21 protein-coding genes and 2 tRNA genes are annotated in these 23,559 nt (G+C 63.0%); 13 read left to right on the top strand and 10 right to left on the bottom strand.

From position 1 onward, the window contains the following. Positions 1-18 precede the first annotated feature (18 nt). From GMOLON4_RS12770 to GMOLON4_RS12780, 3 genes are read left to right on the top strand one after another with little or no spacing between them, the layout of a single operon-like run. Positions 19-789 (top strand): ABC transporter permease, encoded by a 771-nt coding sequence (locus GMOLON4_RS12770; protein ID WP_245575405.1) that lies wholly within the window; start codon positions 19-21, stop codon positions 787-789. Continuing rightward, on the top strand, positions 786-1,586 hold the full coding sequence (locus GMOLON4_RS12775) for an ABC transporter permease (RefSeq protein ID WP_026936578.1): 801 nt from the start codon (positions 786-788) through the stop codon (positions 1,584-1,586). The genes GMOLON4_RS12770 and GMOLON4_RS12775 overlap by 4 nt, the downstream gene beginning before the upstream one ends. Then, the gene (locus GMOLON4_RS12780; RefSeq protein WP_084147440.1) at positions 1,583-2,785 is read left to right on the top strand and encodes an ABC transporter ATP-binding protein; all 1,203 of its coding nucleotides are present in this window, start codon (positions 1,583-1,585) and stop codon (positions 2,783-2,785) included. Before GMOLON4_RS12775 ends, GMOLON4_RS12780 begins: the two co-directional genes overlap by 4 nt. A gap of 80 nt (positions 2,786-2,865) precedes the next feature. On the opposite strand, the gene GMOLON4_RS12785 is transcribed toward GMOLON4_RS12780, so the two are convergent. Next, positions 2,866-4,140: a flavin monoamine oxidase family protein gene (locus tag GMOLON4_RS12785; RefSeq protein WP_146137497.1), complete on the bottom strand. Its 1,275-nt coding sequence runs from the start codon at positions 4,138-4,140 to the stop codon at positions 2,866-2,868. A gap of 214 nt (positions 4,141-4,354) precedes the next feature. Between GMOLON4_RS12785 and GMOLON4_RS12790 the strand changes: the two genes are divergently transcribed. Beyond that, on the top strand, positions 4,355-6,667 hold the full coding sequence (locus GMOLON4_RS12790; protein ID WP_211222685.1) for a hypothetical protein: 2,313 nt from the start codon (positions 4,355-4,357) through the stop codon (positions 6,665-6,667). An 82-nt stretch (positions 6,668-6,749) separates the two neighbouring features. Here GMOLON4_RS12790 and pgm read toward each other — a convergent pair whose 3' ends face one another. Then, positions 6,750-8,378 carry a phosphoglucomutase (alpha-D-glucose-1,6-bisphosphate-dependent) gene (pgm, locus tag GMOLON4_RS12795; protein ID WP_026936580.1) on the bottom strand — a complete coding sequence of 543 codons (1,629 nt, stop codon included), beginning with the start codon at positions 8,376-8,378 and terminating at the stop codon, positions 6,750-6,752. A gap of 62 nt (positions 8,379-8,440) precedes the next feature. Here pgm and pheA point away from each other — a divergent pair, with 62 nt between their 5' ends. Beyond that, positions 8,441-9,388, top strand: coding sequence for a prephenate dehydratase (gene pheA, locus GMOLON4_RS12800; RefSeq protein ID WP_026936581.1), 948 nt, complete (start codon positions 8,441-8,443; stop codon positions 9,386-9,388). A gap of 150 nt (positions 9,389-9,538) precedes the next feature. Here the strand turns inward: pheA and GMOLON4_RS12805 are convergent, their stop codons facing one another. From GMOLON4_RS12805 to GMOLON4_RS12840, 8 genes are all read right to left on the bottom strand, one after another. Continuing rightward, positions 9,539-10,399 (bottom strand): MurR/RpiR family transcriptional regulator, encoded by an 861-nt coding sequence (locus GMOLON4_RS12805; protein ID WP_026936582.1) that lies wholly within the window; start codon positions 10,397-10,399, stop codon positions 9,539-9,541. Beyond that, on the bottom strand, positions 10,377-11,267 hold the full coding sequence (gene phnE / locus GMOLON4_RS12810) for a phosphonate ABC transporter, permease protein PhnE (protein ID WP_265576754.1): 891 nt from the start codon (positions 11,265-11,267) through the stop codon (positions 10,377-10,379). Before phnE (GMOLON4_RS12810) ends, GMOLON4_RS12805 begins: the two co-directional genes overlap by 23 nt. After that, the gene (phnE, locus tag GMOLON4_RS12815) at positions 11,264-12,073 is read right to left on the bottom strand and encodes a phosphonate ABC transporter, permease protein PhnE (RefSeq protein WP_026936584.1); all 810 of its coding nucleotides are present in this window, start codon (positions 12,071-12,073) and stop codon (positions 11,264-11,266) included. Before phnE (GMOLON4_RS12815) ends, phnE (GMOLON4_RS12810) begins: the two co-directional genes overlap by 4 nt. Then, entirely contained in the window at positions 12,070-12,855 is a 786-nt protein-coding gene (gene phnC, locus GMOLON4_RS12820; protein WP_035732474.1) for a phosphonate ABC transporter ATP-binding protein, read from the bottom strand. The genes phnE (GMOLON4_RS12815) and phnC overlap by 4 nt, the downstream gene beginning before the upstream one ends. A 78-nt stretch (positions 12,856-12,933) precedes the next feature. After that, a complete protein-coding gene (locus tag GMOLON4_RS12825) occupies positions 12,934-13,947 on the bottom strand; it encodes a phosphate/phosphite/phosphonate ABC transporter substrate-binding protein (RefSeq protein WP_026936586.1) in 1,014 nt (337 codons plus the stop codon). Between the two features lie 70 nt (positions 13,948-14,017). After that, positions 14,018-14,704, bottom strand: a complete 687-nt coding sequence (locus tag GMOLON4_RS12830) for an HAD family hydrolase (protein ID WP_051266631.1) — start codon at positions 14,702-14,704, stop codon at positions 14,018-14,020. 49 nt (positions 14,705-14,753) lie between these two features. Then, positions 14,754-15,440 (bottom strand): hypothetical protein, encoded by a 687-nt coding sequence (locus tag GMOLON4_RS12835; RefSeq protein ID WP_051266633.1) that lies wholly within the window; start codon positions 15,438-15,440, stop codon positions 14,754-14,756. Between the two features lie 75 nt (positions 15,441-15,515). Beyond that, a complete protein-coding gene (locus GMOLON4_RS12840; RefSeq protein ID WP_026936587.1) occupies positions 15,516-16,481 on the bottom strand; it encodes a diacylglycerol/lipid kinase family protein in 966 nt (321 codons plus the stop codon). A 53-nt stretch (positions 16,482-16,534) separates the two neighbouring features. On the opposite strand from GMOLON4_RS12840, the gene serS reads away from it, so the two are divergent. From serS to GMOLON4_RS12880, 8 genes are all read left to right on the top strand, one after another. Further along, the gene (serS, locus tag GMOLON4_RS12845) at positions 16,535-17,797 is read left to right on the top strand and encodes a serine--tRNA ligase (protein WP_026936588.1); all 1,263 of its coding nucleotides are present in this window, start codon (positions 16,535-16,537) and stop codon (positions 17,795-17,797) included. 8 nt (positions 17,798-17,805) lie between these two features. Continuing rightward, the gene (locus GMOLON4_RS12850; RefSeq protein ID WP_035732476.1) at positions 17,806-18,618 is read left to right on the top strand and encodes an HAD family hydrolase; all 813 of its coding nucleotides are present in this window, start codon (positions 17,806-17,808) and stop codon (positions 18,616-18,618) included. 126 nt (positions 18,619-18,744) lie between these two features. Continuing rightward, positions 18,745-18,829, top strand: a tRNA-Ser gene (locus GMOLON4_RS12855). Between the two features lie 180 nt (positions 18,830-19,009). Continuing rightward, positions 19,010-20,170, top strand: a complete 1,161-nt coding sequence (locus tag GMOLON4_RS12860) for an LCP family protein (protein WP_051266635.1) — start codon at positions 19,010-19,012, stop codon at positions 20,168-20,170. A gap of 46 nt (positions 20,171-20,216) precedes the next feature. After that, positions 20,217-20,305: transfer RNA gene (locus tag GMOLON4_RS12865), tRNA-Ser, on the top strand. A 252-nt stretch (positions 20,306-20,557) separates the two neighbouring features. After that, on the top strand, positions 20,558-21,205 hold the full coding sequence (locus tag GMOLON4_RS12870; protein WP_026936590.1) for an IclR family transcriptional regulator: 648 nt from the start codon (positions 20,558-20,560) through the stop codon (positions 21,203-21,205). Between the two features lie 120 nt (positions 21,206-21,325). Further along, on the top strand, positions 21,326-22,423 hold the full coding sequence (locus tag GMOLON4_RS12875; RefSeq protein ID WP_026936591.1) for an isocitrate/isopropylmalate dehydrogenase family protein: 1,098 nt from the start codon (positions 21,326-21,328) through the stop codon (positions 22,421-22,423). A 40-nt stretch (positions 22,424-22,463) separates the two neighbouring features. Beyond that, the gene (locus GMOLON4_RS12880) at positions 22,464-23,528 is read left to right on the top strand and encodes an NAD(P)-dependent oxidoreductase (protein ID WP_265576755.1); all 1,065 of its coding nucleotides are present in this window, start codon (positions 22,464-22,466) and stop codon (positions 23,526-23,528) included. The last annotated feature ends 31 nt before the right edge of the window (positions 23,529-23,559 follow it).

A 23,559-nucleotide genomic window follows, 5' to 3' on the forward strand; every position in this document is an offset into this window, starting at 1 on the left:
GTTGTCTTCCTATTCTTCGTGCTGCCGCTCATCGATATCATCGTGCGCAGCTTCACAGACGTCAGCCCGGCCGACACACGTGGCAATTACTGGTGGCTTGTGTCGAACACGGACAACCTGATTATCGGTGCCCGTACGATTCTCACCTCGCTGGTGGTCACCATCGCCTGTTTGGTCTTGGCTTACCCGTACGCCTATCTGATGACCATTGTGAGCGACCGCAGTCGCAAGTGGCTTACACTCGCGGTCATGATGCCACTGTGGACGAGCATCCTGGTCCGCACGATGGCGTGGATGATTCTGTTGCAGGACACTGGCCCGATCAATGCGTTCCTTGAGGCGATTGGAATCGGCGCGCAACCGCTTATTCGAACCACATTCGGTGTGGCGCTCGGTATGGCGCAGGTGCTGTTGCCATTCATGGTGCTGCCGCTTTACTCGGCGATGTCAAAGATTGATCCACGGCTGCTTACGGCGTCCTCGAGCCTAGGGGCGAATGGCATCACTTCGTTTTTCACCGTGTACCTGCCGCTATCGCGGCCCGGCATCTTCGCCGGCAGCGTTACGGTGTTCATCCTCGGCCTTGGCTTCTACATCATCCCCTCACTGCTCGGATCGCCACAGGAGGCAATGATCTCTTCCCTGATTTATCTCCAGGTGAGCCAGTTCCTCGAATGGGGCCATGGCGCAACCCTGGGCGTAGCACTTCTGGCGGTGACCGCGCTCCTCCTCGCAGGGTTTAGCAAGCTCACCAAACAGTCCGCGGCGAAGGCGGGAGCCGATCGATGACACTCAAACGCGTTCTTGGTGTGCTGTCGGTGCTCACAATCATTTGGTTGTTGGTGCCCACACTGGTGATTATCCCGATGTCGTTCAACGAGGCACAGTCATTCAACTTTCCGCCGAAGGGATTTTCGACTCGCTGGTACGAGAATTTCTTCACCAATGGTGTCTGGCTTAAGTCACTCGGTAACTCGTTTTTGATCGCCATTTTGACGGCAATCATTGCGACCACTCTCGGGGTCCTTGCTTGCCTGGGGCTCATCCGCTTGAAGCCAAGAGCCCGTGGAATCTTCGAGAACCTCTTCCTCGCGCCAATGATTGTCCCGGGTATCGTCCTCGCGATTGGCCTCTATTCGATATACCTGCGGTTGCAGTCGTCGACAGGGTTCCTATGGCTCGGAACGCTGCAGGGCTTCGTGTTCGCACACGTGATTTTGGCATTGCCCTTGGTGATCACGAACGTCATGGCGAGTCTGCAAGGGGTGGATGACCGGCTCGGACAAGCCGCAGCGAGCCTCGGAGCTTCCCGAATGACGACGTTCTTCACCGTCACGTTGCCGCTCATCATTCCGGGCGTGACGGCTGGCGCACTCTTTGCGTTCGTCACGTCGTTCGATGAAATTATCCTGTCGCTGTTCATTCAGACGCCAAACATGCAGACCCTACCGGTTCAGCTCTTTAACTCGGTTCGCCAGAGCAACGATCCCACCGTGGCGGCTGTTGCCGTGGTCATGATGGTGCTCTCGCTCCTCGTCCTGCTCGCCGCGCAGTCGGCAACTCGAAAACGAAAGGTAAAGGCATGATCGCTCCTCGAAATAAGCGCGTGCAAGATGAATCAACGACCCTGGACACGCAGGGCGTCAAACAGCAGATTCGTGACCTCGACTACGACACGACGGCAGTTGAGACGATTGCACGCTCAGGAATTAGTCTTCGCGGGGTGACTAAGCGTTACGGCACAGCGACTGTTGTCGAGGACATCGATCTCGAGATTGAAGCTGGCGAGTTTATGACCTTCCTTGGGCCCTCAGGTTCGGGGAAGACGACGACGCTGAACATGATCGCGGGCTTTACCGACGTGACTGAGGGCGACCTCTTCATTCACGGGAAGCCAGTTGCGAAACTGCCTGCTCATAAGCGTGATCTGGGGGTCGTTTTCCAGAACTATGCGTTGTTTCCGCACATGACCGTCGCTGAGAATGTCGCCTACCCGCTTAAGCGTCGCAAAGTTAATAAATCCGAACAGGCCGACCGAGTGAAAACCACGCTCGACATGGTGAAGCTCGGCGACTATGGTCGTCGGTTCCCATCGGAGCTATCGGGTGGTCAGCAGCAGCGCGTCGCCCTCGCGCGCGCACTCGTATACCGCCCCAAGGTTCTCTTAATGGATGAGCCGCTTGGAGCGCTCGATAAGAAACTCCGCGAATGGCTCCAGATTGAGATCAAGCGAATTCACCACGAGGTGGGTTCCACCTTCGTCTTCGTCACTCACGACCAAGAAGAGGCGTTGTCCATGTCCGACAGAATCGCGGTGTTCAACGAAGGAAAAATCGAGCAAGTCGGCACAGGCGTGGAATTGTATGAGCACCCTGAGACGCTCTTTGTAGGGCGGTTCCTGGGAGAATCAACTGTGATCACCGGGGAGTCTTCAGCGACATCCAACGACGGAACCGAGCTGGTACATGAGGGTCATCGCATCGTGGTACCTGGGCAAATCAGCGCGTCCAAGCAGGTCATCCTGGTGCGTCCGGAGAACCTCTCGCTCGAGCCGACGGCCGATTCGGCCGTCGCTCCAGGAGTGTCGAGAAATGCACTTCCGGTCCAGGTCTATGCAGCCACCTATCTCGGGATCGGCTGGCGCTACGACGTGACGTTGCCCAACGGCGACCGCGGTGTCGTGCGATCGGCACACTCGGCCTCGCGGTTTGGTGTTGGCGAATCGGCGCTCATGACCTGGCGTCCCGAAAACGGGGTTCTTCTGGAGGACTTGCCCCAGTCCTAGATCCTCGATTAATGGTGAGAAACGAGTGGGGGTCCGCACGGAGTTATGTGCGGACCCCACTCGTTTCTACGCGGAAGGACTTAGGACCCGGTTGCCAAGTCGATCGCATGTGCCGCGCGTTCGCCGGTACGAAGCGCGCCTTCCATCAACCCCGCAAATTCGAGATCGATGTATTCGCCTGCAAAATAGAGGCGACCGTGAGGGGCTTCGAGCGCGTCTGCATGCTCTTGCATGAAACCGGGCCCGTGCGCGGTGTAGCCACCTTTTGAAAGCGGGTCAAACGGCCATGCCGTGACAACCGGCTCCTTATCTGCGAACGGAAGGTCGGGGCGCAATTGGGCCACTCGAGTGGCCCATTCTGTCGGGCCCTCATCAATGCGAAGGTCTCGTAGATGGTCAATTTCCGCACCGAAACAATTGAGAACCGGTGCTACCTGCCCATCTTCAGCGATAGCAGTCCAGGTCCAAAAGCGGTCGCTCACCGACATGACGGCGCTGGTTTCCGGACCTTCGACCAGCTCTAGATGTAGTTTTGCTGCATTACCTTGGACGACGTGGTCGAGGGCCGCCACCTTCCAGTCGGGGAGCTCGAGCAGTGGTGACTCACGATCGTTCAGGATTCCAAAGGGTAGCGCGACGACTGCGAAGTCAAACCTCTCGCTCTCACCGTCGGCAGTGACGGCGACACCCATGTCGTCTTGCGTGACTTCCTCGATCAAGTGGTTAAGCCGAACTCGATTTCCTAATGCTTCGCCCATAGCTATTGGTAGGCGTTGGTTGCCACCGCCGATCCGCCAACTCGGTCCCGGCGTGAAAGACGCAGTGTGCTCGAGGGTTTGCTCCGCGGTGACTTGGTCCACCCGAACCGAAGTCGACATCTCTATGCGCGCCTCGAGTGCTTCGCGGGCCGCACCAGTAACACCAACTTCACTAAGCACATCTGCTACCGACCGCGCGCCAGAGCCTGCGGCTGCGTTCAGGGCAGCTTGAGCCCCAAGGGATGCCATCGCCTCGGTCGTTACGTCAGGTCGATCCGCAGGTTTGCGAATGTAGTAACTCATCCCAGTGTCGACAAGGTTGAGCCCATGGGTCGAGCAGTACTCGCGAAGCGTTGTGTATCCATCCAATACAAATTCGGCGCCCCGTTCGATGACGTAGGTGCGATCAACGCCCGCGACTGTTTCTGACCACACGCGGCCACCAAGCCGGTCTCGAGCCTCGTAAACCGTCACTTCGTGACCAAGTTCAACGAGCTTCGTTGCTGCTGCGAGACCGCTGAGGCCGGCGCCGAGAACGGCGATTCGGCTAGATGCTGACATTCCTGTCCTTCCATTTGATTGCAGCGCTGCAATCAAAACTTCGTGCTTGAAAATCGTGCGCCACCATTAGCCGCCCTATCTGCTTATGACAATACGTTTGTATCGGTTAATTATCGAGCGGCAAATCCTGGATTTGTACGCACCTGAGCACACGGTCGGGCAAAGTGATGCGGTCACGGGTAAATTTGGGGGTAGATCTGGCCGTAAAGTGCACCTAATGCCACCAGCGGCACTCGAGGAAGTGATGAGCATGACGAAATGTCCCCAATGCGGTGCAACGACGAACCCGTCACAGCGCTTCTGCGGTGAATGCGGCACGCGGTTGCACGCAGCTCCGACGCCGCAGCCAACGGATGACCGTAATGCGGTTCCGCACCGTCCCGGTGGGGGCAAGCCAGACCCCTGGGACGTCGGCGCCACGGACCAGTCCGCAGGCTCAGAGGACGATTTCTTTAGCATCTATCGACCAAAGTCGGCCGCCCCGGAAGGCGAGCCGGAGACTCCTCAGCCCGCGCATCCTCGCCGACTGCGTCGACGCTTCGAACCCGACCTAGACGGTCGGAGCGCGCCACCGACTCCGCCATCGGTGCCGCCGCTGTTTACGCAGCACGCCGACGAAGGCACAGCAACGCCGGCACCGGCTCCTCGTGAATCCCAACCTGCACCCTCTGCACCCGCAAAGTCGCCATTTGAGGGGCAGCAAAATGCCACGCAGTGGGATGCACTGGCCGAGCAGCAGCAGCGAGAGCAGGCTCAGCGTGAGCAGGCGCAGCGTGACGCTCTTGCCGCGCAGGAGCGAGCCCGCCAGGAGCAGGCTCAGCGAGAGCAGGCACAGCGCGAGCAGGCGCAGCGTGACGCTCTTGCAGCGCAGGAACAAGCTCGTCAAGAACAAGCACGTCAAGAGCAAGCCCAGCAGGAGCAGGCCCGCCAGGCGGATGAGCGTCGAGTCCGTCAGGAACAGGCTGAACGCGAACGACGAGCGGCTGAAGAGCGTGCCCGCCAGATCCAGGCAACACAGGAGCACCAAGCCCGGGAGCAGCAGGCGCGGGAGCAGCAGGCGCGGGAGCAGCAGGCGCGGGAGCAGCAGGCGCGGGAGCAGCAGGCGGCCGGTCAGCAAACGCCCGAGCAACGCGGCAGCCAAGCGATGCCGTGGCTTCCCGCGGTCGACGCGGAATCGAAGCACGAACCGGACGACGCGACGTTCACGCAGCTCATCGAGGGCCTGAAGGACGACCCTGCGGACAAGCCCATCCTGGCCGATGGTGGATTCGACAAGACCGGTATTGTGCCGCTGCCTCCTCGCGAGCAGGATGCGGCGCAGCCTGAGCCCTCGCAGGAAGAGCGTGCGGCCCAACAGCGAGCCGCAGAGTTTTACGGCACGTCGTCGTCGGCGCCGAACCAGCAAGCGCCGAACCAACAGGCGCCGAACCAGCAAGGTATGCCCGCTTTGCCGCCACTGAGCACAAGCCCGCAGAACCAGGCCCCGGCCGACTCGGCGCAGTCCGGCCCGACAAGTCCGGACGCAGCCGACCAGACGCAGTCGCCCTTTAGCTCGCCGTTTGCGCAGGAAGCGACGACCCCGGATGCCGCTGGATCGCGGCAGCAAGCCGCATCCGAGCCAGCTGCCGCGGCGAACAGCACGACCGCTTGGCCGACGCGCGATCGGGCCGAGGGTAAGAAGCAGCTGCCGCAACAGAACCGCTACCAGTCGGGCGCGGGGTCGGCGGTAGGCGCAGGTGCATCGGCAGGGACTGCCGCGGTGGCCGGACACGTATCGGAATTTGACAAGGCGATTCGCGGCGACGAAAGCGGCGGTCAGGGTCATGGTCGCGACGACTCGGGATTCGGCGATTCACGCTTCAGTGGGTCCGGGTTCGGCGGCGGCGGTGCCGGCGGCTCAGGAACAGGCGGCTCTGGATCGGGCGGACCTGGCTCGGGCGACGACGCTGAGCAGAAGCGGAAGGGCCTCAAGACGATCTTGATTGCTGCCGTCGCTGCGGTCGTCATTATCCTTGGTGCCTTTGCCATCAGCGGGCTATTCGGTGGCGGTGACGACCCGGTCGCGGACACGACCCAGGCCGAAACCACCGTGCCCGAGACCGCTGAGCAGCCGGCCAACCCGGAGATCACGGGGCAGACGCCTTCGCCGTCCCCGGAAACCACGGCTCCAGCTGAATTCGAGCCCGTCGCGTTCCAATCCGAGTCCGGAAACCTCGTCTGCGAGATCACTCCTGAGAGCGGTGCGGCCTGCCAAATTTACGACAAGAGCTTCACGACTCCGGATGAAGCGTGCACGTCGGGCAGCAACCGCGGCGTGATCGTGGGCGTCAACGAAGAAGGCATCACGTGGCCGTGCGCCACCGCCAATCTCGGTACCGGAGAAGTGGTCAGCTACGACGAGCCGATCACCGCAGGCGATTACACCTGCTCGATCAACTTCGCAGCCGGTGCGATGTGCGAGAACGGTTCTGGCGACTCCTTTGCACTCGAGTACTACTCGGGCGTCGAGACGAGTGGGAAGACTTCGCCCGACCCTCAGTTCACCCTCGAGCCCAACAACTGACCGAGCGCAACGCGCACAACTGCCAAGGCCCGCACCGGATGATTCCGGTGCGGGCCTTGGCAGTCTTGCTAGAACGGTGCGCTTAGGCCCAGGTCAGCGCCTGGTCGACGATCGCCTTCGCCTCCGCCTGCACGAGCGCCAGGTGGTCGGGACCCTTGAACGATTCCGCGTAGATCTTGTAGACGTCCTCAGTTCCCGAGGGGCGCGCGGCGAACCAGGCGTTCTCGGTCACGACCTTGAGTCCCCCGATCGCGGCGTGGTTGCCCGGGGCCTCGGTCAGCTTCGCAACGATCGGTTCACCCGCGAGCTCGGTCGCGGTGATGTTTTCGCCCGACAACTTCTTCAAGGCGGCTTTCTGCGCGGGCGTCGCCGGCGCATCCACTCGCTGATAGGCGGGGTTGCCGAACTGCTCCGTGAGCTCCTGGTAGCGCAGCGAGGGGCTCTTCCCCGTGACCGCGAGGATCTCGGAGGCAAGCAGCGCCAACAGGATGCCGTCCTTGTCGGTGGTCCACGTGCCACCGTTGAACTGCACGAACGACGCTCCCGCGGACTCCTCACCGCCGAACAGGATCGAACCGTCCGTCAGGCCTGGCACGAACCACTTGAAACCGACCGGGACTTCAACGAGGTTGCGGCCGAGTGACGTCACGACGCGGTCAATCATCGAGCTCGAGACGAGCGTCTTGCCGATGCCAGCCCCGGTCGACCACTCGGGACGGTTACTCGCGAGGTAGTCGATCGCGACGGCGAGGTAGTGGTTCGGGTTCATCAGGCCGCCGGTCGGCGTCACGATGCCGTGACGGTCCGCATCCGCGTCGTTGCCAGTCAGGATGTCGTACTCATCCTGGTGCGCCAACACCGAGGCCATTGCAGCGGGGGAGGACGGGTCCATGCGGATCTTGCCGTCCCAGTCGAGCGTCATGAATGGCCAGCGTGGGTCGACCTTCGGGTTCACGACCGTGAGGTTGATGCCGTACTTTTCGGCGATCAGCTGCCAGTACTCGACGCTCGAGCCGCCGAGCGGGTCGGCACCGATCCGTATGCCCGAGTTCTTGATCGCCTCGAAGTCAATCGCCTTCGCGAGGTCGGTGACGTACGCCTCACGGAAGTCGTAGAAGCCGATTCGGTTATCCGAGTTGGTTTCCTTCACGCCCTCGAGCCCGGCCGCGATGAGCTCGTTCGCGCGGTTCTCGATCCAGCTGGTCGCATCCGAATCCGCGGGGCCACCGTGTGGCGGGTTGTACTTGAAGCCGCCGTCCTCGGGCGGGTTGTGGCTCGGCGTGATGATGATGCCGTCGGCGAGTTCTTCCCGGTCACGGTGGGAATTGTGCACGATGATCGCGCGCGAGAGCGACGGAGTCGGGACCCACGAGTTTCGCGAGTCGGCGAGCACTTTGACGCCGTTCCCGGCCAGCACATCAAGCGCCGTCTTCTCGGCTGGGTCGCTCAGCGCGTGCGTGTCGCGGCCGATGAAGAGCGGTCCGCGGATGCCCTGCGAGGCGCGGTATTCGACGATCGCTTGGGTGATGGCCTTAATGTGCTGCTCGTTGAACGAGCTCTTGAAGCTCGAGCCACGGTGGCCGGACGTTCCGAACGCAACGCGTTGGGCGGGATCAGACACATCAGGCACGTTGCGGTAGTACGCGCCAATGAGCTGGTCGACATCAATAAGATCCTGGGGACTGGCGACAGTGCCTGCTCGTTCATGCATGGACCAAGTTTCGCAATTCAGATTGAACGCTGGCTGGCGGCAAGCCATTTAGGCTGGAACCTATGACCGATTCCGAAACGCTCCCCGACGCATCCCAAACCGTCTCCTTCCTGGGGCCAGCCGGGACCTTTACCGAGGCGGCGTTGAAGCTCGCCCCGGAGGCGAAGGGCAAGCACTGGAAGCCGGTCGCCAATGTCCTCGAGGCGTTGATGGATGTGCAACAGGGTCGGTCGTTCGCGGCGATGGTCGCGATTGAGAACTCGGTCGAGGGTGGCGTGACCGCGTCGCAGGATGCGCTTTCCACCATGGACGGGCTGCGGATCATCGGCGAATACATCGTGCCGATTCGGTTCGTGCTCGCGACCCGGCCAGGGACCACGATGCGCGACGTGCAGACCGTGGCCGCGCATCCTGTTGCGTATGGCCAGTGCCGACGCTGGCTGCACCAGGCGCTGCCCGAGCATCTCTACGTGCAGGCGTCGTCGAACGTCGCCAGCGCTCGGCAGCTCTTTGAAGAGGATGGGTTGGCCGACGCGGCGATCGCGCCGCCGACGATTCAGGACCACTTCGACGTCGATATCCTCGCTGAGGACATTCAGGACTCGTCGATCGCGCGTACCCGATTCCTGCTCGTGACGACGCGCACGGATCTGCCGTCGCGCACCGGCACGGACAAGACCTCGCTCATCGTGACGCTGCCGGACGAGCGCCCCGGCGGGTTGCTGTCGATGCTCGAGCAGTTCGCGGCCCGCGGCATCAACCTCTCGATGATCACGTCGCGACCCATCCCCGAAAGCCCCGGACGCTACCGCTTCGTGATCGATCTCGACGGCCACCTCGAGGATGCGCGCGTCGCGGATGCGCTGCTCGGACTTCGTCGCTACAGTCCGTCGGTGAAGTTCCTCGGTTCGTATCCGCGCGCGGTGCCCTCGCCGGTCGCGGTCGATCCGGCGTACTCCGACGAGAACTACGCGGAGGCCCGCGGCTGGCTAGACGGCCTCGTCCGTTAGGTCAGTGAGTAGCCGCGCAGCGGTGGAGTAGGTCATTGAGTATCCGCGAAGCGGCGTCTCGAAACGCCCGGCGCGCCTCGAAACGGGCTTCGCCGCTACTCGGCGAGCGGTGTCGAGACTTGCTTCGCCGCTACTCGGCGAGCCGAAGCATCATTCGAGCAATCCGCTGCCGAGCACGGAAAGTGCAGCGGCCTGTGCTTCGCGTCCCCGCTCGCCGCGATGCTGGATGAACAACTCGATCAGCTGCTCGATGACGAGCATGATTGCGGCGCGCGAGGTATGGATCAGTTCATCCTGAAAACTCTCGTTGATCGGCGGAACAACGAGCGCCAAGTCGGCCAAGTCGGCCACCGCAGATCGCGCGAACGAGGTAACCGCCACGACGGATGCACCACTGGCTTTTGCTGCGCGCATCCCGTCCAGAGACGCGCGGTTCGCGCCGGAACCAGAGATCACGATGCACACAGACCCGGCTCCGAGCTGGGCTGCCGCGATCTGCTGGGACATCGCATCCATCAGCATTTCTGCGGGGCGACCAGCGGCGTTGAGACGCAGCACGAGATCGAGTCCGAGCGACAGCGAGAGACCGTTGGCGAGCACCAGCACGCGATCGGCACCGTCAAGTAGCCGCAAGAATTCTGCGATGTCGTCTTCGGTCAGCGCCGATACCGTGTTGGGAAGCCGCGCACCGAATCGAGCAACTCCCGCGCGCAGCGAACCGGCAAGTGTGCCGTCCGACTCCTCATTGGCATTCCCCTCGAGAGCCAGCTCGCGAGCGAGCGCGACGCGCAGCTGCGGATACCCCTCGTACCCGAGGGACTGCGCGGCGCGAATCACTGTCGTTCGGCCGACGCCCACTGCATCCGCGAGTTCTTGCGCGGTTCGCTCGACCGTGCCTGCACGATCTTTGAGGATTGAATCGACGACCCGTCGTTCGCCGGGCTGCAGCGACGGCGAGAGCGCCGCGATGCGAGCGTGCGGTGGCGCGTCAGGCGCTCCTTGCCAGTTCACGGATTCGTGTCCCTTCCATGATTCGCCGGCGAATCGCACCCGAGATCGCATCCACGATCATCGTCGTGACAATGACGACGATGAGGAGCATCCCCACGGTGTCCCACTCCCGGTAATTCGTGTAGTTCGAAAGCATACTGCCGATGCCACCCGCGCCAACGAGGCCGAGCACAGCCGAGGTGCGGATGTTGATCTCGAAGCGATAGAGCGCAAACGACATGATCGAGGGTGCGACCGCGGGCCACAGGGCCCAACGCGTTACCTCGGCCGTCGTGCCGCCCGCGGCGCGGACCGCCTCCGAAGCACCCTCCTTCGCCGACTCGATCGACTCGTAGACCCACTTGCCTTGGGTGCCGATTCCCGCGATGCCGAGGGCGAGCGCGCCGGTGAAGGGTGTGAGCCCAGTCACGGTAAGCAAGATGATGGCGATGATTACCTCGGGTACGGCGCGAATGATCGCGAAGAGCCCGCGCAGGATTGCGCGGAGCCAAGCCGGCCCGACGCCTCGGGCCGCGAGCATGCCCAGCGGCACCGAAACGACCACGCACAGGATCGCACCGAGCCACGCCATCGAAATCGACCGCCACATCTCGGTGAGGGCTCGCGGCAGCTTCTCCCAGTTCGGCGAAGCGAACATGAGCTGGAGGTAGTTCGCGACGTTCGCGGGAATTTGCGGGATGTCGGCCCACGAAATCTGGAGGCCCGCGCCGGCCGCGAGAACGATCGCCCCGACGCCGATGGTCAGGATGTTTGGCCACAGCAAGGAAGGCTGCGGCGGGATTTCGAGACGACCGGACTGGGGCTCGATGGTCTCCGTGTTCGTATCTGGCTGCATCGCAGTTTGGGTGGTTCGAGACGATGCGTTCATTTCGTGAGTTGCTTTCGGATGACGTTCGAGAAGAACTCGATGAGGACCACGACGAGCAGGATCTCGAGGATGATGACGGAGACGTCGCCGTAGGCATAGAACCCACGTCGCTCATCGAGAAGTCGACCGATACCTCCGGCGCCCACGATGCCGAGGATCGCGGAGATGCGCACGTTCAACTCGAGTGTGTACAGCCACTGATTCGTGAACAGCGACCAAGTCTGGGGGAGCGCGGTGGCGCGGTTGATTTGGAACTGGCTGCCGCCAGCGGCGCGACCGGCCTCCATGTAACCGTGATCCGCGGAATCAATCGCCTCGGAGACGAGCTTCACGATAATGCCGAGATCGAACAAGATGAGCGTGAGCAGACCGGGCAGCGCGCCTACACCGACCATAGCCACCAGGATGGTGGCGTACACGAGGTCGGGCACCGATCGAATCACGTTGATGATGGTGCGGACGACGAAGCGGCCGGTCGAATTCGGGTTGGTTGGTTTTGCGGCCCACAGCGTGAGCGGTACCGACACGAGGGCCGCAATCACCGCGCCGACGACGGCCATCTGTAGGGTTTCGAGCATTGGCAGCACGGTGCGCGGGAAGAACGCGAAGTTCGGCTGCAGCAGCTCGATGAGTTTGTCGGCACCGTTTCGCCAATTTTTTGCAATCGAGGCGAGGTCGATTTCGACACCGCCAATCGCGGGGATGCAGGTGGCGACAGTGAAGGCCACAACCGCGAGCACGACCAGCGCGGTGCGTCCACGATTTCGGGGGCGGGGCGGTAGGACGAGTTCGCGGGATGCGCTCATCCTTCAGCTCCAAGGCGGTCGCGAACCTGAATCTCGCGACCGTAGATCTCCTCGAAATCCGCGTCGGTGGCGGTATTCGCTGGGCCGTCGTAGACGATCTCGCCGTCGCGAAGACCGATCATTCGCGTGGTGTACTGCCGCGCAAGGTCCATGAGGTGGATGTTTACGAGGACGGTGAGACTGCGCTCGCGGTTGACCCGCCGCAGGTCATTCATCACGGCGTGTGCGGTGGGTGGATCCAGGCTCGCCACGGGCTCGTCGGCGAGCATCACGCTCGGCTCCTGCGTCAGCGCACGAGCGATTGCGACGCGCTGTTTCTGCCCGCCCGAAAGGGCATCCCCGCGCGCCCAAAGCTTGTCGAGCATCCCCACCGAATCGAGTGCGCGGAGTGCGATGTCGCGGCTCTGCGCGGACGGCATACCGAGGAGGGTTCGCCACGCGGGCGAATGCGCGAATCTCCCGACGAGCACGTTGTGATAGACGTCGGTGCGGTCTGCGAGGTTGAAGCCTTGAAAGATCATGCCGACGTGGCCGCGGAACTCTCTGAGCCCACGGCCCCGCAGGGTGTTCACCGTGTGCGGGCCAACCGTGACACTGCCGTCAGTCGCTTGCACGAGGCCGTTAAGGGTGCGGATAAGGGTCGACTTCCCAGAACCCGAGAGCCCAACGATCGAAACCATTTCACCAGGTTCAATACGTAGCGAGACGTCCTTGAGCGCACGAGTGCCGTTCGGGTAGATGACCGATACGCGGTCAAGCGCGACATGCCAGGACGTGTCCATTTGCTGCTCTTTCTTCAAGGCTTCGACGTCTCGGACGGTCGCGGGGCGGGTATGAGCCCGCCCCGCGACCGGGCAGGACTAGTTCTGGAACTGCTTGAGGATCTCGCCGTAGCGATCGATCTGCTCGGATTCGGTCTCGGCGGTCCAGTCGGAGAGGCCGACGAGGTCGAACATCACGGTTTCGGCCTCGGCCGAGGACTGGGCGTAGCCATCCATGAGCTCGGCGAGCTGCGCGACGAGGTCCTCCGGGAGGTCCTGCGTCACCGCAACGCCGCCGTTCGGGATCATCTCGGTGTAGCTGAATGCGACGACCTTCTCAGCAACATCCGGTGCCTCTTCGAGGACCGTCGAACGCGCATCCCAGAACCCGAAGCTCACCTCGGCGTCGCCGTTGTAGACCGCGAGGACCGCGTTGTTGTTGCCCTCGACCGGAACCTGCTTGATGCCGTTGTCGGTGTCGATACCGGCAGCCTGCATTGCGACGACGGGGTACTGGTAACCGGCGGGGGAGGTCGCAGCCTGCAGCGCTACTGCGGTGCCCTCGTCAATTTTCTTCAGGGCGTCCTCGGCGGCTGGGCCCTGTCCAGCCGCAGCTTCGGCTGCCGTCTCGATGCCGTTGCAATACGACAGTTCCTCGCCGTTGGCCGCGTAGGTGGCCATGACCGGTTCGTCGTCGCAGTACTTATCGGGATTGTTCGTGTAGGCAACCGAAGCGTAATCGGTTGCGCCGAAACGGACGTCGCGCAGGATGAGCTTCGCGTCGTGCTGGTTGATGGCCTGGTAGAGCGAGCCCGCATCGGTGATGATGACCTGGGCCTGGTCAGCACCGAGTGCCTCGACCGTCGCGGCGTAGTCCGTTGCGACGACACCGTTCACCTCGATGCCGAGGTTCTCCGACAGGTAGGTCGTGAGCGGGTCGAGCGCTTCGGCGAGGTTCTCGCCCTCGGTGGAGGGAACGAGCGAGATGGTGATCGATTCGGGCCAGGAACCAGAGCCCGTCGCGTCGGTGCTGGACGCGGTGTCGCTGGCGCAGCCCGTGAGGGTCAGCGCCGCTGCGGTGAGGAGGCTGGTGGCGATGAGTGGTTTGTGCATGTTCGAGAAGCCTTTCGGTGGGGATGCGGTGAGTGGGTTGTGGTGCGTCGGATTGAAGAGTGTCGGCGACCTAATTGGGGCGCTGAGCCAGCGCGGCGGTAGCCCAGGTCTGGATGCTCGGGACGAGAGTGGCGAGGTCGTGCGCGCGCATCGTCGATGTCGGTGCGGCCTCGCCCGGTAGCCGGTCGGTGGCGTTTGCCCCGAGGAATGCGGTATCGGCACCGAGGGCAGCGGCGGGAGCGAGATCGAACTCGTAGATGTCGCCGATCGAAAGTACCGGCCCGCGTGAGAGTGCGTCGCGCAGAATCGGCTCGAGACCTGACGGCTTCCCAACCGAAAAGTGGAGGCGCGAGAACTTCTCCCGAATACCCCAGCGGTCGAGTAGCTCGAGCACACCGGAGTTCGGGGCGTTCGTCGCCAGCTCGAGGTGGATGCTCGGGTCGAGCGAGTCGAGGAGGGTGATGAGCCCAGGTGCTGGCTCGACGGCCGCTTCTTCCTTTCCGAGGATGTCGCGGCTCAGCGCGTAGGCCGAATTCAACACGCCTTCTTCCACGCCACGGTCACGGGCGAGCGAGCCAACGACGTCGTAACCATCGCGGTAGCGTCCAGCGCCGAGGTCATGCCGCTGAAGCACCTCGGCTACTGCATCGAGGTATCCGGGGCCGATGACTTCCGCGACGAATCGGGCGTAGGCCAGCACGGGGCCGTTGCCGACGGCAACGGTGCCGTCGAAGTCAAAAATGATGGTGGCTGTCACGCTAGGTCCTCCTGTGAACGTTGCGTCCAAGGATGCGCGACAAAGTGGACTAAGTGTCTACGTGCGGGTGAACAGTTGGTGACGAAGCGTCCGGAATTGCCGCATTCCAGTGCAGTCTTCGATCAGTCAGGAAGTCTCGTACGATTGAATCGGGGTTGCCATTCACTGGAAAACACGTGATCAGTTGCATTTGCTTGCTCATGTTGACTCCGTAAATGAGCGCGGACGTTTCGTCCGTACCGACGATCACCATTCGAGTATTCACGGTGGAGAGCCTCACTTCGGCCTCGCCGCGGATCGCGACCTGGAACGATGGCTCGGCCTGACTGGGCGTGGCCGCCTCGCCGGGCACTGCGAGCAACAGGGGGAGAGCGGCTGACGTAACCCGCTTGAGCAGGGTCGAGCCGGTGTGATGAAGATGAAATGCGTCATCGGGGAGGCCCAGTGCGCCCGAAAGGTCGCCGTCGAGCCAGCGGTCGCGCTTGTACCCGTATGGGGTTAGCACGGTAGAGAACCAGTAGCCGTACACGTGGATCACGCCCGCGTTGCCGATTGGGAACGTGGCTTGGATGCCGGCGGCGTCGTGCAAGCGATCGAAGAGCGCGGGGTCAATGATGGCTTTACCGACGTGCTCGTCTACGACCGTGGACCAGCCCCATGGGGCGAATCGATTCGCCGCGGCGTCGGCACGGATCTGGTCGAGGACCAGGTTGAGGTCGGGGATAGTTTGAGGCATAGGTTGGCTCGGTTGGCGACCTCGATACGGGCTTCGCCCTACTCGGCGATCGGAAGCGGTACTCGGTGATCGCTACTAGCGGGCAACTCGGACGGTCAGCGCGGCTGGCCGGGCGACAACGTGTGCGGCGACGATCTCGCCCGCCTCGTCCCCGTCCAGCTCGAAGTGCTCGGGGTGGGAGTCGACGCGGAACGTGAATCTTTCGTTCTGGTAGTAGCTCAGCACCCGGACGTTGCGAGTGCCGGCCAGGCTCGTGCGCAGCCCGAACTCGCGGAACTGCTTCGCGATGCCGCGGGCGATCAATCCCGCGCCGACCATGGCCCACCCCATCGGCCCGCGCGGCCGCATGATGATCATGTCGAGGATTCCGTCGTCCAGCTTCGCCTCGGGGAGGAGTCGGAAGCCGCCGGTGAGGAGGCCGCAGTTGCCGATCATGATGCTCGACGCGCGCGATCCCCACGTGCGTCCCTCGCCGACGCGGTAGCGAGTGCGAAAGGCTCCCGAGCCGATCATCCACTTCGCGATGCCGCCGATGTACGCGAGCCAGCCGATCTTCTTCTTGAGCTCGTCGTCGGTGTGCGCCACCATGCCGGCGTCCACGCCGATACCAGCGATGACGGTAAAGAGGAATGTCTCGTGGTCGCCGTCCGGCCGTTCGATCTGTGCCTCCGCAAGATCGATGCGGCGGTCCGCGCCCGAGAACGCGACGTCGAGCGCTCGCGGCACCGTGAGCGCATCCAGGTCGAGATTGCGGGCGAGCAGGTTGCCGGTACCGGCGGGGATGATGCCGAAGGCGACGTCGGTGTCGGCCAGCTGCTCAGCGACGACACGAACCGTGCCGTCGCCGCCGGCGGCGATCACCAAATCGACGCCCTCGGCCAGCGCCTCGCGAGTCTGGCTCGAGCCCGCATCCTCTTCGCTGGTTTCGATGATCAGCGTCGGCCCCCAGCCGTATCGATCCTCGACGCGAGGCAGCTCGACGAGTAATTCTTCAAGATTCAGCTTGGTCGGATTCACAACGACCGCGGCTCGTGGCGACATGGCAGCATCCTACGTTCACGATCCGCGTCGAAACTGGCGGCTACCATGGCGATGTGATTGACGTTCAACTCCTTCGTGACCAGCCCGACCTCGTGAAGTCCTCGCAGCAGGCTCGCGGCAATGATCCCGCGACGGTGGATGCAGCCGTAGCGGCCGATCTCGCCCGTCGCGAGGCCCTCCAGCACTTCGAGTCGCTGCGCGCTGAGCAGAACGCCAAGTCGAAGGAAATCGGCAAGGCCTCGAAGGAGGACCGCCCCGCACTCCTCGCGTCGGTGCAGGAACTCGCGCAGCAGGTGAAGGATGCGCAGGCCGCGGTCAATGAGGCCGAGGATGCGTTCACGCAGGCGGTCATGAAGATCGAGAACATCGTGCTCGAAGGGGTTCCCGTCGGTGGCGAGGACGACTTCGTGGTGCTGCGGCACGAGGGCGAGAAGCCGGTCTTCGATTTCGAGCCGCGCGATCACCTCGAGATTGGTGAGCTGCTCGGCGCGATCGACATGCAGCGCGGTGCGAAGGTCTCGGGTGCGCGCTTCAGCTTCCTCCGCGGTATTGGTGCGCAGCTCGAGCTAGCGATCATGCAGCTCGGTCTGAACAAGGCGATCTCGAACGGCTTCGTCATGCTCACCCCGCCGACCCTCGTCAAGCCGGAAATCATGCGCGGTACGGGCTTCCTCGGCGAGCATGCCGACGAGGTCTACAACCTGCCGGCCGACGACCTCTACCTCACCGGCACGAGCGAGGTCGCGCTCGCGGGCTACCATTCCGACGAGATCATCGATGTGACCGATCCCGTGCGCTACGTCGGCTGGTCGACCTGCTATCGCCGCGAGGCTGGCTCCGCGGGCAAGGACACCCGTGGAATTATCCGCACGCACCAATTCAACAAGGTCGAGATGTTTGTCTACACCGACCCGGCCAACGCCGAGACCGAGCATCAGCGGCTCCTCGGGTGGCAGGAGGAGATGATGCAGGCACTCGGGCTGCACTACCGGGTGATTGACACCGCGGCAGGCGACCTCGGGTCCTCCGCGGCACGCAAGTACGACATCGAGGCCTGGGTTCCCACGCAGGATGCGTACCGCGAGCTCACCTCGACCTCCAACTGCACGACCTACCAGGCCCGCCGCCTGAGCATCCGGGCCCGAGGCGAGGATGGCAAGGCCGCGCCGGTCGCAACGCTGAACGGCACGATCGCCACCACTCGCTGGCTCGTGGCAGTCCTCGAAACCCACCAGCAGGCCGATGGCTCTGTGCTGGTCCCCGAAGCCCTCCGCCCGTACCTGGGTGGGCAAGAAATACTGCTGCCGAAGGAATAGTCACCATCATGACCACTGATCGCATGCTCATTGCCCTCGATATCGACGGCACAATCTTGGATGTTGATGGCGAGATTCCCGACGCCACGCATCGTGAGATCGATCGGCTGGTCACGGCCGGTCACGAGGTCATGCTCGCGACTGGCCGTTCGGCGCGCGACACGCTTCCGGTGCGCGAGCGGCTCGGCATCGAGCCGCAGTACGTCGTATCGGCGAACGGCGCGATGACGCTCGAGAAAGAACCGGCGGATGCGCGGGGCTATACCGCGCGCTGGGTCGAGACATTCGACCCCACCGGCGCTCTCGAGGCGCTGAGCACCGTGTTGAAGGATGCGCGCTTCGCCGTCGAGGGCTCGGACGGGGTCTATCGGTACTCGGGGCGTTTCCCGGAAGGAACCTTCGAAGCCCAGGGGCTCGAGGTGCCGTTCGAGGAGCTCGCGAAGGAGCCGGTCACGCGTCTCGTCGTAGTCTCACCGGATCAAACCATCGAGGAGTTTCTCGAACAGATCGCGGAATCCGGCCTCCACTCGGTGAGTTACTCGGTGGGCTGGACGGCCTGGCTCGACATCGCGCCGGAAGGGGTCAATAAGGGCACAGCGCTTGAGCGAGTGCGGGAGTCGCACGGCATCGACCGCAAGAACGTGTTCGTCGCGGGGGACGGTCGCAATGACATCGAGATGCTGCGCTGGGCCGCCGAGGGCGGCGGCCACGGTGTCGCGATGGGCAATGCTCCACAGGAAGTGATCGACGCGGGCAACGCGATGACCACCGACTTCTACCACGAGGGTCTAGCGAGAGCGCTCGCAAAAATCCCTAGTTAGTGGGGCCGAATCCCTTTACACTGGGAGCTTGCACAATGGCAGAGTGGCACGTTCGGCACCCTCGCACGATCTCCGCTACTATTGTGCGCAGCCAAGTAAATTCGTTATCGAATTGTTGCTTGGCAGGGAGGGCTGTCCGAGCGGCCGATGGAGCTGGTCTTGAAAACCAGTGGGCAGAAATGTCTCGTGGGTTCGAATCCCACGCCCTCCGCGTAGTGCCGAAGTGCCCCCTGCTTCGGCGCATCGCCGAACACAGGAAATGAGGCCGGCCCCCTTGTCACGTCATACCGCCAAGCATGGCGCGCAGCTTCCGCGCGTAGGCGGGACGGAGGCGCGTCACGGACGGCTCCCAACCACCACCGTTGCCAAGTCAATCGGCAAAGGAATCGCCATGGTGATGGGGGTCGTGCTCGTCTCGCTGGTCACGTTCGGCGGGATTGTTTACGCGAACCTCCAGTCTGGCGTCGAGACGTTCGACCTCGCGGATAATTCGGCCCAGGGCGACATCTTCGAGGGTGGCGTCAACATCCTGCTCGTCGGCAGCGACTCTCGCGCGGATGCACAGGGCAATATTCAGGCTGGCGCATCCGAGAGCGTCCTCAACGATGTCAACATGATCTTCCACCTCTCGGAGGATCACTCAAACGCGACTGTTGTGTCGATCCCCCGTGACACGCTCGTGAGTCGGCCGGATTGCACGGGCGACGATGGCTCGGAGTACTACGCCCAGGACGGCGTGATGATCAACTCCATCCTCGCCGAGGGTGGCATGAACTGCATCGTGAGTACCGTCGAGGGCATGAGCGGACTCGACATTCAGTTTGCCGGAATGATCGAGTTCAACGGCGTCATCGAAATGTCGAACGCCGTGGGCGGCGTCGAGGTTTGTGTCGAGCAGCCCATCGACGACTCGTACTCGAAGCTGACTCTGGATGCGGGTTACCACACGCTCCAGGGCGAAGAGGCGCTCAAGTTCCTGCGCACCCGGCACGGGGTCGGCGACGGCTCCGACCTTGCGCGAATCGAAAATCAGCAGGTCTTTCTCTCGGCACTGATGCGCACGATCAAGAGCAACGAGACTCTCACGAATCCGACCAAGGTGTACGGCCTTGCACGCGCCGCGACGCAGAACATGCTGCTCTCGAGCAACTTGAACAGCGTCGACACGCTCGTGAGCCTCGCGAACGCGCTCGCGCAGGTGCCACTCAGCGAGTTCACCTTCGTGCGCCTCCCGGTGGTCGACTCCGAGTGGTATGCGGGCCGCGTCGAGCCCGCGTATCCCGATGCGGAACAGATGTGGCAGCTCATCGCGGACGACCAGTCGCTCAACGTGGGCAACGACGAGACGACTGCCCCGACCGATGGTTCGGGCGAGGCTGATGCGCCGACCGCGGACAGCAGCGGCGCAGATGCTGGCACGACCGACAGATCGGCTGATGGCTCGGCCGATGTCGAGGGGCCAGCTGCATCCGCGGAGTCCACTCCAGCCCCGACACTGCAGGGGCAGACCGCCGATACCGAATCCTGCTCCAACTCCGATTCCTTGTTCTAGAGCCAAACTGACGGCGTCGAAAAATCCATGTACACTTGGCGAGTCTGGACACGTGCTAGAGCGGCCGAATAGACCACCCTGCTAAGGTGGAGTCCCTGGTTACGGGGACCGAGGGTTCAAATCCCTCCGTGTCCGCAGATGGAGATTTCTCCGAAATCTCTTAACTGAACATTGCAAGCGAATTCGTTGGGACGCAAGGCGGTGCCTTGCGGGGTTCAAATCCCTCCGTGTCCGCCAATCGAAAACCCCCAACTCCGTCAACTGATGGCCAAGTTGGGGGTTTTATGTTTCGCTGCATCGGTGAGTCTGTCTCTATATTGAGTATTCTGATTCAAGTATCGAAACGTGGGCGTAGATTGCGTTCGCGCACACGAGGGTGGTGGTGACGTGGCTGAAGCGGGATCGCAGACCCTGTCGCGGGGGCTAAGGGCGCTCGAGCTCATTGGGGAATCAACCACCCCGCTATCCGTGCCCGAAGTGGCGGAGAAGCTGGGCATCCATCGCTCCATGGCGTACCGCCTGGTGCGCACGCTCGAGGACCACGCACTCGTGGTGCGGAACGCTGATGGCGGGCTCGAAGTAGGCGTGCGCATGGTGTCGCTCGCGCGGAATGCCGCGCGGGACCTGCGCGCAGCGGCCACGCCGGAGCTCACGCGGCTCGCCCAGGAGCTTGGCAAAACAGCCTTCGTCGCAACGTTCGACGGCGCCGAGGTGGTCACGCTCGTGACCGTCGAGCCGCAGCAGGCGGACTCCACGGTGGGGCAGCGGCCCGGCAGTCGCCACCCGATCGACAGCGGTGCGCCGGGACGGGTGATCCGCTCGCAGGTCAACCCCGAAGAGTTTCCCGCCGAGCGATACGAGCTCAGCCACGACGAGGTCATCGGTGGGCTCACCTCCATTGCCGTGCCGATTCGGCTCACGAGCGGCGTGCCGACTTCGCTGGCGATCGTGTACCTCACGCAGGAGATCGACATCGACTCGACTGTCGCCGAACTGGAAGCGTCGGCACGTCGAATCGAGCGCGCTTCGCACTGACGCACTGGACCGTGCTTCCCACTGTGCGGGACATTTCTTTCGCTGTGTGGAAAAGATCGTCCACTGGCCGGTAGCTTTTCGCATATCACCTCACCGGTACATGCAAAGGAGCAACACGAGATGACGAAGCCTGCCTACGAGATCGCCGTATTCCCCGGCGACGGAATTGGTCCCGAAGTAATTGATTCGGCGCTCGCCGTCCTGAACGATGCGCAGTCGCGCTACGGCGTCACGCTGAACTACACGACGCACGACTTCAGTGCCGACCTCTACCGCCGCACCGGCAAGAAGATCACCGAGGCTGACATGGATGCGATCGACGACAAGTCGGATGCGGTCTTGTTCGGCGCGATGGGGCTTCCGGATGTTCGCGGTCCTGAGGGCCTCGAGCTCGGCGCGCAGGTTGAGATGCGTGCCCACTACGGCCTGTTCGCGAGCCTTCGCCCCGTGCGACTCTTCGACGGCGTCGAGGGTCCGCTCAAGGATCGCAACGTTGACATGCTCGTCATCCGCGAAACCTCCGAGGGCATGTTCGCGGGTCTCCACGACAAGCACGAGCCGAGCGACGAGACCGCGTCGGACCGCATGACCATCACCCGCGCCAACTGCGAGCGACTCTTCGATGTCGCGTTCTCGCAGGCTCGGATGCGCCGCAAGCGCGGCACCCCCGGTCGCGTCACGCTCCTGCACAAGTCGAACGCGCTGCGCAGCAACGTCCTCATGGAAAGGGTCTTCGACGAGGTCGCGGCCAAGAACAGCGACGTCGAGAGCACCAAGTTCTACATCGACGTCGGCTCGATGTACATGGTCACCGACCCGAAGCGCTACGACGTGGTCGTCTCCGAGAATATCTTCGGCGACATCACGAGCGAGATTGTGGCGGGCATCGGCGGCGGCCTCGGCATCGCGCCGTCGGCCGACGTGAGCCTCACCCAGGGCGTATTCCAGCCATCGCACGGCAGCGCGCCGGACATCGCGGGCCAGGGAACCGCGAACCCGATCGCCATGATCCTTTCGGCCGCCATGATGCTCGAGTGGCTTGGCGACCAGCACGAGGACGAGCGCTGCACGCTTGCCGGCCAGGGCATCCAGGCCGCGGTCGAGAAGGTGCTGGCCGAGGGCCCGCGCGCGAAGGACCTCGGCGGTGACGCCGGCACGCAAGACGTGACCGACGGCGTAATCGCCGCCCTCGCCACCGTTGGTGTCGTCACCGCATAGGTGCGGCGAAGCCGCCACGAATCAACAAAGGATTCAATTCATGACGTACAAAGTGCTCGTTCTTAACCCCCTGCGCGACTACATTGACAAGCTCAAGGAGGCGACGCCCGAGGGCTTCTCGCTCACGGTGATGTCGCCGGATGCCTCCGTCGCGGAGATGTCCGCCGAGGCCGCGGATGCGGACTTCATCATCTCGGGCGTCGAGATCCCCGAGGCCGTATTCCGCGCCGCGACGCAGGCCAAGTTCATCCAATACATGAGCTCCGGCTACGGGCAGCTGCCGCTGGACGTGCTCAACGACCTGGGCATCCCCGTCGCGCAGATGAAGACGCATTCGATCTCGGTGGGGGAGCACGCCGTGACGCTGATGCTGACCGCGCTGCGGCGCATCCCCGCATCCCTCGAGCTGCTTCGCGAGGGTGCGTGGCGCCCCGACCTCGACGAGACGTCCTACTCCGAGCTGTATGGCAAGACCGTCGGGATCGTCGGCCTCGGGAACATCGGGCGCTGGGTCGGGAAGGTCGTGCGCCAGGGCTTCGGTGCCGAGGTGATTTACTACGACAGCGCCGAGATCCCGCTCACGGTGTCCGAGCTCATTCCTGCGACCGCGGTGTCGCTCGACGACCTGATGCGCGAGTCGGACATCGTCTGTGTGAACCTGCCGCTGAATGCAACCTCCGAGAAACTGATCGGTCGGGAGCAGCTCGAACTGATGAAGCCGAGCGGCATTCTCGTCAACGTCGGTCGTGGCGAGGTCATCGACGAGGATGCGCTGATCGAGGTGCTTCGCGAGCGTCGGATCGACGGTGCGGGACTCGACGTGTTTGCGAATGAGCCGCTCGACCTCTCGAGCGAGCTCCTCGAGCTCGACAACGTTGTCTGCACGCCGCACATGGCGGGCGTCGGCTGGGAGAACGTCCAGCGCCGCATCGTGACCGGGTGGGGCAACATTCAGGCTGTGCTTCGGGGGATGTGCCGACTGGCGTCATTACCGAGGTCAAGCGAGCCGAACAGGTGCTCGTTCCCTGAGCACCCTTCCCGAGAGGTGGGAAATATCGCTCTAATAATTGCCGATATTTCCCACGTCTCTCTACTCTCGCTGTAGTCAACAAGCGCACTCTTGCTCAATCGGGCAA

Origin of the sequence: Gulosibacter molinativorax, from assembly GCF_003010915.2 — a bacterium.
GTDB lineage: Bacteria > Actinomycetota > Actinomycetes > Actinomycetales > Microbacteriaceae > Gulosibacter > Gulosibacter molinativorax.